The 12,131-nt window shown below is 72.4% G+C and carries 10 protein-coding genes; 5 read left to right on the top strand and 5 right to left on the bottom strand.

Going from position 1 to position 12,131, the window contains the following annotated elements:
* Positions 1-11: 11 nt before the first annotated feature.
* On the bottom strand, positions 12-938 hold the full coding sequence (locus tag ACZ42X_RS30715) for an NADP-dependent oxidoreductase (protein WP_468296903.1): 927 nt from the start codon (positions 936-938) through the stop codon (positions 12-14).
* A 447-nt stretch (positions 939-1,385) separates the two neighbouring features.
* Between ACZ42X_RS30715 and ACZ42X_RS30710 the strand changes: the two genes are divergently transcribed.
* Complete coding sequence (locus tag ACZ42X_RS30710; protein ID WP_468296901.1) at positions 1,386-2,006, top strand: hypothetical protein; 621 nt, start codon at positions 1,386-1,388, stop codon at positions 2,004-2,006.
* Between the two features lie 250 nt (positions 2,007-2,256).
* Here ACZ42X_RS30710 and ACZ42X_RS30705 read toward each other — a convergent pair whose 3' ends face one another.
* Together ACZ42X_RS30705 and ACZ42X_RS30700 are read right to left on the bottom strand one after the other, a co-directional pair.
* Entirely contained in the window at positions 2,257-3,930 is a 1,674-nt protein-coding gene (locus ACZ42X_RS30705) for a serine/threonine-protein kinase (RefSeq protein WP_468296898.1), read from the bottom strand.
* Between the two features lie 177 nt (positions 3,931-4,107).
* Positions 4,108-5,997, bottom strand: a complete 1,890-nt coding sequence (locus ACZ42X_RS30700; RefSeq protein ID WP_468296895.1) for an ATP-binding cassette domain-containing protein — start codon at positions 5,995-5,997, stop codon at positions 4,108-4,110.
* A gap of 317 nt (positions 5,998-6,314) precedes the next feature.
* Here ACZ42X_RS30700 and ACZ42X_RS30695 point away from each other — a divergent pair, with 317 nt between their 5' ends.
* The gene (locus ACZ42X_RS30695) at positions 6,315-7,139 is read left to right on the top strand and encodes a hypothetical protein (protein ID WP_468296892.1); all 825 of its coding nucleotides are present in this window, start codon (positions 6,315-6,317) and stop codon (positions 7,137-7,139) included.
* A gap of 104 nt (positions 7,140-7,243) precedes the next feature.
* Here the strand turns inward: ACZ42X_RS30695 and ACZ42X_RS30690 are convergent, their stop codons facing one another.
* Complete coding sequence (locus tag ACZ42X_RS30690) at positions 7,244-7,708, bottom strand: hypothetical protein (RefSeq protein ID WP_468296889.1); 465 nt, start codon at positions 7,706-7,708, stop codon at positions 7,244-7,246.
* Between the two features lie 196 nt (positions 7,709-7,904).
* On the opposite strand from ACZ42X_RS30690, the gene ACZ42X_RS30685 reads away from it, so the two are divergent.
* Together ACZ42X_RS30685 and ACZ42X_RS30680 are read left to right on the top strand one after the other, a co-directional pair.
* The gene (locus tag ACZ42X_RS30685; protein ID WP_468296887.1) at positions 7,905-8,672 is read left to right on the top strand and encodes an SDR family NAD(P)-dependent oxidoreductase; all 768 of its coding nucleotides are present in this window, start codon (positions 7,905-7,907) and stop codon (positions 8,670-8,672) included.
* 26 nt (positions 8,673-8,698) lie between these two features.
* Positions 8,699-9,073: a MerR family transcriptional regulator gene (locus tag ACZ42X_RS30680; RefSeq protein ID WP_468296884.1), complete on the top strand. Its 375-nt coding sequence runs from the start codon at positions 8,699-8,701 to the stop codon at positions 9,071-9,073.
* A 265-nt stretch (positions 9,074-9,338) separates the two neighbouring features.
* On the opposite strand, the gene ACZ42X_RS30675 is transcribed toward ACZ42X_RS30680, so the two are convergent.
* Positions 9,339-10,544: a trans-sulfuration enzyme family protein gene (locus tag ACZ42X_RS30675; RefSeq protein WP_468296882.1), complete on the bottom strand. Its 1,206-nt coding sequence runs from the start codon at positions 10,542-10,544 to the stop codon at positions 9,339-9,341.
* Between the two features lie 64 nt (positions 10,545-10,608).
* Here ACZ42X_RS30675 and ACZ42X_RS30670 point away from each other — a divergent pair, with 64 nt between their 5' ends.
* Positions 10,609-12,111 (top strand): aminotransferase-like domain-containing protein, encoded by a 1,503-nt coding sequence (locus ACZ42X_RS30670; RefSeq protein ID WP_468296880.1) that lies wholly within the window; start codon positions 10,609-10,611, stop codon positions 12,109-12,111.
* Positions 12,112-12,131: the final 20 nt, after the last annotated feature.

Genomic DNA, 12,131 nt, shown 5'->3' with positions numbered 1-12,131 from the left:
CCCTGCCGGGCTCAGGCTATGGTCAGGACGACCTTGCCCTGCACCCGCCCCGAGCCGACCAGTTCATGGGCCTTGGCCGCCTCTTCGAGCGGGAAGGTCTCGGCGATGTGGGGGCGGAGGCGCCCGGAGTCGACGAGCGCGGCCATGGCCTCCAGGGAGGCGTAGTCGGGTTCGACGGAGACACCGGCGAAGCGACGCCCGGCCGCCTCGATCCGCGCGGCGAGTTCCCGGTTCCAGTGCTCCATGATGCTGACGAGGGTGCCCCCGGGGCGCAGGACTTCGAGGGAACGGGTGCCCTCGGAGCTGGAGTCGAAGACGACGTCGACGTCCCGGACGGCCTCGGCGTAGTCGGTGGTGCGGTAGTCGAGCACCTCGTCGGCACCGAGGGAGCGTACGAACGCGTGCTTCGGCTCGCTCGCCAGGGCGATCACGTGCGCGCCCCGGGCCTTGGCGATCTGCACGGCCAGGTGCCCCACGCCGCCCGCCGCCCGGTGGATCAGCACCCGCTGACCCGCCTGCAGCCGCGCGGCGTCGACCAGGCCCTGCCAGGCCGTCAGTCCCGCCAGGGGCAGGGCGGCGGCCTGCACATGGTCGAGACCGGCCGGCTTGCGCGCCACCTGACGGGAGGGAACGGCGACGTACTCGGCGTACCCGGTGGCGGCCCGGGGGAAGAACGGCATGCCGAACACCTCGTCACCCGGCTTGAACCGCGCCCCCGGCCCCACTTCCTCGACGACACCGGAGACGTCCCACCCGACCCCGAACGGCGGCTCGCCGAGCAGCGGCAAGGCCCCGGAGCGCACGGCCGCGTCCACCGGATTGACGCCGCTGGCGTGCACGCGGATCAGCACCTCGGCGCCGAGGGGAGCGGGGCGTTCGGTCTCCACGACCTCCAGTACCTCGGGTCCGCCGAAAGTCTTCTGGACGACAGCGCGCATGACGGGTGCTCCTTCAAGTCGACTGCTGGAGCGGCAGGTTGTCCGGCCGCTTCTCGATGCCTCGACTCTAGGGAGATCCAATGAGCGGGTGAATGTTCCGCTGTCTCCCGTAGATGTCCCAGCGTCTCGCCGAGCGGGTGTCCCGGCCATCCGATGCCGACTTCCTCACGCGCCGTAGCACCCTCCACGGGCCGCCCCTGCTGGAACGGGCTGAGCACGCCTACCGCGAGGCGTGGTGCACCGCGACCGGCTCCGAGGTCCACGACGGCCGCGAGGTCCACGACGGCCTCGCCGACGCGTGCGCCGGCTGGCTGCTCCGCGGCGACGCGCTCGTCGAGCGGGCACGCCGCGGGGGTGAGGACCACCTGGTGCCCGGACTCCGGCCGGTCCCGGCGAAGCGGCCGGAGACGTCGGACTGGCAGTATTCCTCGGCGGGCACGGTGCACGGTGACGTGGCGGGAGGTGGAGACGATGGGCGACTTCTTCGAGCGGATCGTCGACGTCGAGGTGACCGGCGAGGAGGCCGGGCCGCTCGCGGAGCGGATGGTCGCCTGGATGGTCACCGAGGGACTCATCACGCGGGAACTGTCCAGCACCGGGGTGTACAGCATGACCGTGGACCAGGGCTACGTGCCGGGCCCCAACTGGGCGCGGGCCGTCGCAGACTCATCGGACCCGTCCTGGCTGCCGGGCCCGGTCGCCGTCATCGTCGGGCGCGACTACCACGTCGGTGGCCAGGGCCTGGACGAGGCGGAGTACGCCGTCTGCCCGCGGTGCGGCGGCAGGACCGTGTTCATCGACTACCCCGAGGAGTTCGAGGCGGACGAAAAGGTGTGGCAGCCGTTCAAGGCCGCCATCGCCACCTGGAAGGAAACGGGGGAGGGGAGCGCCCCCTGTGCTGCCTGCGGTGCCTCGGTGCCGGTCACCGAGTGGCAGTGGGAATCCGGTTTCGCGGTGGGCGCCCTCGCCTTCGACTTCTGGGGCTGGCCGCCGCTGTCCACCGACTTCTACGCGACGTTCAGGCGGCACCTGGGGCACCGCACCGTGGAGCACATGGGCAAGATCTGACAGCGCCTCGCCGCGTCCTGTTCGGCCTGCTCCACCCCTCCTCGCTGTTCCATTCGCGTACGTACCCGCTGAGCGCGTCGTGGGAGTCCACACCGGACACGGCTTGCTCGGGCACACTTCCCCCGGTTCCAGTGATCGTCGGCCCGGCAGGGCGGTGCAGCTGGTCAGGCGGCGCGCAACCGGTGATCGTCCGGTACCGGCGCCGCCTCCCCCTCCGCGTGGAGGGGGAGGACGGCCCGCCGGGCGTCCGTCACAGGTCGCGGATCTCGAACTCCGACCGCGCCTTGCCCAGGAGCTCGTCGGCCTTCTTCTCCGCTTCCTTGCCGGCGGGCAGGGAGACCGTGAGGGTGAGCCGCTCCTGGCGGGAGGTGACCACGACGAGCGTCTTGTTCAGACGGCGGGGTGTGCCCTCGGCGTCCACGCTGTGGGTGGTGGTGAAGAGCGCGGCGTCCCGGCCCTGGTGGTTGTCCGGCTTCGCGGCCGCCACGGCCGGCTGACCGCCCTGCGGCGGAGTGGCCTCGGTGTACTCGCGCTTCCAGCGTTCCGCGGTCGCCAGCGGGGTCTCGGTGACGTTCTTCAACTCGTCCACCAGGATCGACGTGTCACCGGAGGGCGAGGTGTAGCGGGTCGCGGTGTAGGGGCCCGCCTGGTTGTCCAGTGCGTCCTCGGTGGTGATCTTCCAGTCCGCGGGCGCCGCGACGGAGAGCTGCATCCGGTACTCGTCGTACCGCTTCCACCCCTCCGGCAGCTCGTCCCCGGTGAACTGGAACACCAGCGTCGTGACGAGCGCGAGCACCGCCGCCCCGGCGGCGGCCACCAGCGCGTAACGCTTCCTGCGCGCCGAGCCGTCGTCGGCCGCGACGGGCCCGCCGGAGCCGGGGGGCGCCGTGGCGGAGCGGGCGGTGTCCTGGACCGGCCGGGTCTCGCGGGGCGCCGCGGCGGCACGCAGCATCGCCAGCGCCTCCGTGGCGGACAGCCGGGCCTCCGGCTCCTTGCGCAGCAGTCCGCGGATCACGTCCCCCAGGTCCCCGGCGTGCTGGGTGGGCGGCAACTCGGCCAGCAGGATCGCCTGGAGAGTGGACGGGGTGGTCTGGCGGCGGAACGGCGAAACGCCCTCGACGGCCTGGTAGAGCATCACGCCCAGGGACCACAGGTCCGACTCGGGCCCCGGCCTGCGTCCCAGTACGCGCTCGGGGGCGACGTACTCGGGGGAGCCGACGAAGCCGCCGGTCTCGGTGAGCTTCTGCTCGCCCTCCACCTGCGCGATGCCGAAGTCCGTGAGGACGACCCTGTCGTGGCGGCCGACCATGACGTTGCCGGGCTTCACGTCCCGGTGCAGCACTCCGGCCTCGTGGGCGGCGGAGAGCGCGCCGAGCACCGCGACACCGATCCGGGCCGCCTCCGGCGAGGGGAGCGTGCCCTCGTCGAGCAGGTCGGCGAGAGACCGGCCGCGTACCAGCTCCATCACGATCCAGGGGCTGTCGCCCTCGGTGACGACGTCGTGGATGGTGACGACCGAGGGATGGTCGATACGGGCCGCCGCGCGGGCCTCCCGCTCCATGCGCTGGTGCGCGTTGTGGCGCTCGCCGGCGGTCAGCGTGTCCGGCAGGCGCGGCTCCTTGACGGCCACGTCGCGGTCCACCACCTCGTCGCGCGCCCGCCAGACGGTCCCCATGCCTCCGGCACCGAGCCGCTCCAGCAGCCGGTACCGCCCGCCCACCAGCCGCCCCGCACCGGCCTCCGGCCCGGGCACGCCCGTCTCGCCGGCCTTCCCCGGCACCTCCGGCCGCACCCCCGTCTGCACGCGCGGCGCCACCTGCGGCGGTACGGGCGGAGGCAACGGCGGCTGCGCCGGCGAAACCGCCGGTCCCGGCGGCTGGAGCTCGTAACTGGTCGGGTCCTGCTGTCCCCCGTGAATCGTCATGGCCTCATCATGCCAACGAACGCGCCTCCTTGCCGCATCGACCGCGACCGCGACCGCGGCCGCGGCCGCGGACCGGGGCGAGGGCCTCAACGCCAACGGGCGCGGCTCGGCACCCGCCCCGGCCGCGGGGCGACGTACAGCCGGCCCGGTGCGGGACCGGCTGCCGGGGCGGGCAGGTCAGCGGTCCTGCGACAGCTCCAGAAGCTCGGCGAAGGTTCCGCCGGCGTGGACGAGGTCGTCGTAGCGGCCCTGTTCGGTGATCCGACCGTGTTCCATCACGACGATGTGGTCCGCGATCTTCGTGTTCTCCAGCCGGTGGGTGACCACGATGGTGATGCGCTCGGCGGCGATGGCTTTGATCCGCTCGAAGATCTGGTGCTCACCGCGCGGATCCATCTGCGAGGTCGGCTCGTCGAGGATCAGCAGGCCCGGACGGCGGTACAGGGCCCTCGAACAGGCGATGCGCTGCCACTGGCCGCCGGAGAGCTCCGATCCGCCGAACACGTCGCGGGCGAGGAGGGTGTCCAGCCCGGCGGGCAGGTCCTCGACGGCTTCGCGCAGCCCGACGGCGTCGACGGCCTCCCACACGGGACCGTCGCCGTGGGTGCGGGGCTGGCCGAGTGTCACGTTCTCCCGGACGCGGAGCGGCCACTGGGCGAAGATCTGCGGCACGAGACCGGTGTTCGCCCATACGGTGGCGGGATCGACGTCGGCGAGGGCCGTGCCGTTCCAGGTGACCTTGCCCTTGTCGGGCAGGTAGATGCCGGTCAGCAGCCGGGTCAGGGTGGACTTGCCCGAGCCGTTGGCCCCCACGATGGCCAGGATCTCGCCGCGCCGCAGCGTGAGGGACACGCCGTCGACGGCGGGCTTGTCCTTGCCCGGGTACTGGTAGACGGCTTCGTCGACCTTGATCTCCTCGACCGGGGCGGTCACGGTACGGGGGCCGCGCCTCGGCGCGCGGCGCGCCGCGTCGTCGAGGAAGGACTGCATGTCGCCGAGGTACAGGCTGGTGTGGAAGACCGCGGCTCCGTTGAGGACGACCTGCGACAGGGCGGCGAGCGTCGTCTGCACGGCGACGACGGCGGTGGCGGCGACGGCGAGTTCGATCCGGCCGGTCACGGCGAGCCAGGCCAGCGCTCCCCAGGTGACGACGAGGAAGAAACCGCCGGCCAGCGACGAGAGCAGGGAGATCCGCAGGGTACGCGGCGTGGCGGCGAGGGTACGGCGATCGCACCGGTCCGACAGGGCGCGATACCAGAAGACCAGGTAGTCGGTCATCGAGTTGGCGCGGACCTCGTCGGCGTACTTCGAGGTCGTGGACCACCACCGCATCATGCCGCGCACATTGCGGTCGGCCACGTTGGCGTAGTGGGTCTCGTAGTCCACCCGGGCGGTCAGTACGGCGCCGATGCCGGCCGGGAGGACGGCGAGCAACAGCAGCGGCAGCATCAGCACGTTCAGCACCGACAGGACGCCGCCCGCGGTGGCCATGCGGATCAGGGCGGATACGAACCGCTGGGCGTCGCCGACCATCACGTGCGTACGGATCACGCCCATCTCGGCGGCCTCCTGCCGGTCCGAGAACCCGTCCTCCGCGTAGGCGGCGGCCTCCACCCGGCACACCGCTTCGACCAGGGCGGTGTCCATCTCCGTGGTCAGCCGCGGTGTGATCCGCCGCTCGGCGTAGGTGGCCGCGGATCCCGCTCCGCGACCGAGGGCGGCGGCGAGGGCCACCACCACGAGTGCGGGCAGGGCGCTGCGGAGCCGGTCGGTGACGGCGTCGTCCGAGAGGATCGGTTCCATGGCCTCGGCGGTCGCGGTCAGCAGGACGGCGGCCGAAACGCCGGTGAGCGCCTGGCACAGGACCAGGAGCCGCACCGCGCGCCGGTCTACCCTCCACGACAGCCGGGCGATCCCGCGCAGCACGTTCGGGATCTGCGCGCACATGCGCCGGAAGGAGACCTCGGCGAGCGGGTTGACGGAGTACTGCCCGCTGTAGGTGATCTCCGCCGGAGGAGGGAAGGGCGGTGAGGTGTCCTGCTTCTCGTGGGTTGGGGCCGAGGTCAAGTGGCCTCCCTGGTCAGTCGCTGCTGGGTCGTGAGGCTCAACGACGCCACCGCAATTTCGAACACCTGTGTTTCGGACGGACCGTGAACCTTGAGATAGAGCGCGTGGCGGAGCATGTGCGATGCATCGACCCATACCGCGCAAAGGGCCCGGCTCGGCACGGCAGTGGCCAAAACGCCGAGGGTGCCGCCGCTCGGCCGGGTGACGCTCCCGCAGGCGGCGGTCAGAGGTCGGTCAGAGGTCGGTCAGAGGGCAGCCGGAGGGGGGCCAGAGGGGGCCGGGAAAGCGCCGCCGGCCGCAAGGGGCATCATGTCCGCATGTCCGAGCACCGCGACCCGCTGTCAGACCTGTGGCCCCTCGCGCCGTCCGACGCGACCCACTGGCTGCTCGAACGGTGCGGCGACGGCGTGACCGGCTTCATGCCGCCGGCGATGCCCGACGCGTGCTGGGTGCTCAACGCCATGTACGAGCGGGAGCAGGAGCACGAGCGCGGGCACGGGCAGGGGGCGGCCGAGATCTCGTACCACGAGCACCAGCAGGCGCGAAGGTCGCAGGGCAAGGTCCAGCCCTTCGGAATCGGGGGCGTCGACCTCACGGACGTGGGCGTCGCCACAGGAGGCGGACTGGGCCGCGCCGAGCACCCCGGCCCCGGCTGGCGGCGGCTGCGCTGGGCGGAACTCGCCCGGCGGACCGGTGACCCCGTCGTGCCCGACGGACTGCTGCCCTCCCACCGTTGCTTCCCCTCGGCGAAGAAGCACGACAGCTGGCCGCTCGGCATCCTCCCGCCCACCGAGGGAAGCCTGGACCGCACGACGTGGAACCGGCTGATCGGCGTTCTCGTCGAGCACGCTCCCGCGGGCCAGGACACCCGCTGCCTGGCCTACTACAACCCGCTGATGCTCAGGACCACGGATTTCGACGACCTGCGTGTGCGTGCGGGGCGCCTCGGCGACGCGGAGCTGCTGTACGACGCCCCCGAGGCCGACTTCAGCCCGTCCAACCTGTGGGCGGACGATCGCTCGTGGGTCCTCTGCACCGACTACGACCTGTGGGCCACCAAGGTCGCCGGCCCACCGGCCCTGATCGAGGCGCTGCTGAACGACTCCGAGCTCGAAGCACTCCGACTGCCGTGGGCGCCCTGAGGCCCAGCCGCCCCCGCTGACCCGCGCCCCCGCTGACCCGCGGCCCCGCTGACCCGCGGACCTGCTGACCCGTGGGCCTGCCGGCCGCTGAGCAGCCGTCACGTTCAGATATGGGCCCGGATCTGCTTCACGGGGTGGCCCAGGCGGTTCGCGAGCGCCGTGAGCTCCTCCTCGCCGAACGCGGGGTACTCGGGGTTCCAGATGGCGACCTCGAACCGGGCGAAGCCACAGGGCCAGTCGTAATCCAGCGCGTCCAGAGTGGTGGAGCCCCCGCAGCACGGGGCTTCGATCGCGAGGGTCGTGAAGCCGTCGTCGCAGTGGGCCTCAAGGAGATCAGCCCACCACTCCGTGTCGATGGACGCCTGGCACAGGGGGCAGCCGATCCTCTCCAGGTTCCCCCCGCAGTCGACGGCGGTGATTTCGTCGTGCCACGTCACGTCGATGTCGACGTCACCTTCGACGACTCCGGGGGTCAGTTCCCGGACCAGGGAGAGGAGGTGGTCAACCGCATCGCGTTCCGGCTGCCACCGCGGGTCGGTCGGAATGATCGACAGCACGTCCTCGCTCATGACTCCCTCATCTGGCCAGGCTCACTGCGGCCTCCCGGCGTGATGTTACCGAGTGCACGATCCGGTGCGGCATTCCGCATGGGCCGGGGACGCCCGCCACTGCCCACCCGGTGCTCACGGAACCCCGCAGCGGACATTCCGGGAGACGGTCGAACAGTTGCGCTGTTGACCTTGCCACTGGCGGCAAGGTCGCACGATGACCCGCATGGACACCACCGCACCGCACAGCAGCAGGATCGTCGTCGTCACCGGAGCCGGCACCGGCATCGGCCGGGCGACCGCCCGGGCCTTCGCCGCCGAGGGCGCCCACGTGGTCGCGATAGGCCGGCGGAGCGAACCGCTCAAGGAGACGGCGGCAGGGCACGAGGGGATCGTGCCGATGCCCGCCGACATCACCGCTGCGGGGGAGCCCGAGCGGATCGTCCACGCCGTGCTGGCGCGCTACGGCCGGCTGGACGTGCTGGTCAACAACGCCGGTATCGTGCGCAGCGGCGCCCTCGGCACACTGTCGCCGTCGATGATCACGGCTCAGCTCGGAACCAACCTCATCGCTCCGGTACTTCTCGCCCAGGCCGCGCTGCCGCCTCTGGAGGCATCGCGCGGTGTCATCGTCAACGTCAGTACGTCGGTGGGGCAGCGGGCTTGGCCCGGCAGCTCGGTGTACGCGGCGACGAAGTCGGCTCTGGAGGTACTGACCCGCAGTTGGGCGGTCGAGCTGGCGCCGCGCGGAGTCCGGGTGGTGGCGGTCGCTCCCGGGGCGATCGACACACCCATCGGCGAGCACCAAGGGCTGACGCCTGAGCGGATGGCCGCGGTGCGGGAGTGGCAGCTGGCGCACACCCCCCTGGGCCGGATCGGGCGCCCGGAGGAGGTGGCCTGGGCGATCACCCAACTTGCCGCGCCGGCCGCGTCGTTCATCACCGGAGTGGTGCTCCCGGTCGACGGCGGTGCGGTCGTGGCGTGATAGGAGTGGTCCAGGAGGTGGGACGGATGCGGATCGGTGCTCTGGCCAGGGCAACGGGGTCGAGTCCCCGTGCGCTGCGGCACTACGAAGAGGCGGGGCTGATCTCCTCCGAGCGGGCCTCCAACGGCTACCGCGTCTACGACGAGCGGGCGGCGGTACGGGTCCGCAACATCCGCCACCTGCTGTCGGTCGGGCTGACCCTGGACGACGTGCGGGTGTTCCTGCCGTGCCTGGACGGCGATGTGACCGCCGCACCGCCATCGGACAAGGGCCTGCAGGTGGCGCTGGACCGGCTGGCGGTCCTCAACGAGCGCATCGCGGCCCAGATCGCGGTCCGGGACCGGCTGCAAGCCGCGCTGCGGGAGCAGGCGGGCGGCGGCCACGTCAACCGGGTGGCCTGATCAGCCGTCCCGGCCACGGCCACGGCCGCGAGACCGGGACCGGGACCGGGACCGGGACCTGGACCAGGACCAGGGCGGGGAACAGGACCGGGACCTGGACCAGGACCAGGGCGGGGAACAGGACCGTGACCGGGAGCAGGACCAGGACGGGGGAACAGGACCGGGGCCGGGATGCCCCTTCCCCCTCCCAGGCGGTCAGCGTCAGAGAGTGCCCAACGGCGCACCGTGCGAGGCAGGTGCCCACGACGTCGGGCGCTCGGCGTACTCAGGCTGCCTTCGTGACCCGGTCCAGCGCCTGCTCCAGGTCCGCCCACAGGTCCTCGACGTGCTCGATCCCGACGGACATCCGCACCATCCCGGGGCCGATGCCGGCCGCGTCGAGGGCGGCGGCGTCGAGCTGGCGATGGGAGGTGGAGGCCGGGTGCATCACCAGGGTCTTCACATCGCCGAGGGAAGCGGTCAGGGCGGCCAGGCGCACCGCCTCGATGAACGTGCGGCCCCCCTCACGCCCGCCCGCGAGGTCGAAGGAGACCACCCCGCCGCAGCCCTTCGGCAGCAGCCGCCGCGCGACCGCGTGGTCGGGGTGGTCGGCGAGCGCCGGGTGGCGCACGGCCGCCACCGCCGGGTGCGCGGCGAGCCGGCCGGCCAGCTCACGGGCGCTCGCACTCTGCCGCTCCATGCGCAGCGGCAGCGTCTGCAGGCCACGCAGGGTCAGCCACGCGGCGAACGGATCGGTGATGGCGCCCTGTTCGATCGCGTAGTGGCGGATACGGCCGTACAGCTCGGCGTCCTTGAAGACGGCGATCCCGCCCAGGACGTCCGCATGCCCGGCCAGGTACTTCGTCGCCGAGTGGATCACGATGTCGGCGCCGTACTCGATCGGCCGGCACAGCAGCGGCGAGGCGAAGGTGTTGTCCACGGCGCTGGGCACGCCCGCCTCGGCAGCGACCGCGATCAGGGCGGGCAGATCGGCGACCCGGGTGGTCGGGTTGGCGATGGTCTCCAGGTACAGCAGCCGTGTCCGGGGCCGCAGCGCCTGACGCACCTCCTCCGCATCGGTCCCGGAGACGTACGTCACCTCCACACCCCAGCGCGCGGCGAGGTCGGTCAGCACCGCGTACGTACCGCCGTAGAGGCACCGCTGCGCGATGACATGGTCCCCGGCGGAGAGCAGCCCGAGCAGGACACCGTTGATGGCGCCCATACCGGAGGCGTAGGAGAGGGCGGCGGCTCCGCCTTCCAGCCGGGCGACGGCGTCCTCCAGGGCGCGGACGGTGGGGTTGCCGAGACGGCTGTAGACGAAGGCGTCGGGCGAGTGGAAGGCCTCGGCCATCGCGTCGGCGGTGTCGAAGGTGAAGACGTGCCCCTGGTGGAGGGGGACGCCCAGGGGCGTGCTGCCGGTGACCCGGACCTCGGGAGGGTGAACGGCGAGGGTCTCGGGCCGCAGCGCTGCGGTGTCGTCGTGGCTCATGGAACCCAGTGAAGGCGAAAGCCACTTGCGGCCACAGGACCAATCCCGTCAGATTGGTCCGGCGATGGAACCAATTCCTCTTCCCCTGGACGACCTCGTCGCCCGCCTCGGCCGCTGGTCGGCCGGCCGTGGTCCGCTGTACCTCCTCCTCGCCGCCCGCCTCCGGCAGCTGATCGACGACGGGTTGCTGGCCGCCGGCACCCTGCTGCCGCCCGACCGGCGGCTCGCCGCCGCGCTCGCGGTCGGCCGGACCACGGTCGTGACGGCGTATGACACCTTGCGCCAGGAGGGGCGCCTGGTGCGGCGCCAGGGCAGCGGAACACGCGTCGCGCGGGCCGCGATTCCGCCGAGTCCCCGCGTGCGCGAGACGTCCAACCCGCTCTTCCTCCACCTGCTGGAGGCGCCGGACGGCGTGATCCTGCTGAGCTGCGCGGCACCGCTGGGCCCGACGCCCGAAGTGACGCAGGCGTACCGGACGATGACCCTGCCCGACGGCGACCTGGGCTACCACCCGGCCGGGCTGCCGGCACTGCGGACGGCGATCGCGGCGCGGTACGCCCGGCGAGGTGTTCCCACCGGTCCGGAGCAGATCCTGGTCACCACCGGCGCCCAGCAGGCGCTGGCGCTGCTGATCCGGCTGCTGGTCGCACCCGGCGACGGGGTGCTGATCGAGTCGCCGACGTACCCTGGCGCGCTCGACCTGCTCAGGGAGGCGGCGGCGATACCCCACCCGGTGGCCGTGGGACCGGACGGCATCGACGTGACAGAGGCGATCAGGGTGATGGACCGCCACCGCCCCGCCCTCGCCTACGTCATCCCCCGCTTCCACAACCCGACCGGCACCGTGCTGCCGCCCTTGCCCGGGCGCCGCCTCGTCGAGGCCGCCAACAGCCTGGGAGTGCCGCTCGTCGACGACGAGGTGCTCGCCGACCTCGCGTTCGACCCCGCACCGGCGCCGCCGCCCCTGTCCTCCTACGGCGAGGTCATCGGCGTCGGGTCGCTCAGCAAGGTCGTCTGGGGCGGGCTGCGCATCGGCTGGGTGCGAGGGCCCGCGGCACTGATCTCCCGGCTGGCCCGGCTCAAGGCCATCCACGACCTGGGCAGCGACGTGCCGGCGCAACTGGCGGCGACCCGCCTGCTGGACGCCTACGAACCGCTCACGGCCGCACGGGTACGGACCCTGCGCGCCGGCCACGACCACCTCCGGGCCGAACTGGCCCGCCTGCTGCCGTCCTGGACCTGCCCACCGGCCACAGGCGGCCAGACCCTCTGGGTGCACCTCCCGTACGGCGACGGCGTCGCCTTCACCCAAGTCGCGCTCCGCCACGGGGTGGCAGTGCTGCCCGGTGCCACGATGGACACGCTCGGCGGCAGTACCGCACGCCTGCGCCTGCACTTCCTCCTGGCCCCCGACGTCCTGTCGGAGGCGGTACGACGCTTGGCCACGGCCTGGCACGAGTACGCCCCGGACACCACAACACCGGACACCACAACGCCCAACGCCACAACACCGAGCAGCCCAAGGCCGGCGCCGGCCCCGGCGGCTCTGAACGCGATCACCCTCTGAACGGCCCGGCCCCACCGCCC

Source organism: Streptomyces sp. NPDC030862, assembly GCF_055571835.1.
Note: the sequence above shows the minus strand (reverse complement) of the source record. Positions and strands in the feature narration are given on the sequence as shown.

Coding starts and splice junctions, on each gene's coding strand:
- ACZ42X_RS30715 (WP_468296903.1), bottom strand. CDS start 938: ATGCGCGCTGTCGTCCAGAAGACTTTCGGCGGACCCGAGGTACTGGAG.
- ACZ42X_RS30705 (WP_468296898.1), bottom strand. CDS start 3,930: ATGACGATTCACGGGGGACAGCAGGACCCGACCAGTTACGAGCTCCAG.
- ACZ42X_RS30695 (WP_468296892.1), top strand. CDS start 6,315: ATGTCCGAGCACCGCGACCCGCTGTCAGACCTGTGGCCCCTCGCGCCG.
- ACZ42X_RS30690 (WP_468296889.1), bottom strand. CDS start 7,708: ATGAGCGAGGACGTGCTGTCGATCATTCCGACCGACCCGCGGTGGCAG.
- ACZ42X_RS30685 (WP_468296887.1), top strand. CDS start 7,905: ATGACCCGCATGGACACCACCGCACCGCACAGCAGCAGGATCGTCGTC.
- ACZ42X_RS30680 (WP_468296884.1), top strand. CDS start 8,699: ATGCGGATCGGTGCTCTGGCCAGGGCAACGGGGTCGAGTCCCCGTGCG.
- ACZ42X_RS30675 (WP_468296882.1), bottom strand. CDS start 10,544: ATGAGCCACGACGACACCGCAGCGCTGCGGCCCGAGACCCTCGCCGTT.
- ACZ42X_RS30670 (WP_468296880.1), top strand. CDS start 10,609: ATGGAACCAATTCCTCTTCCCCTGGACGACCTCGTCGCCCGCCTCGGC.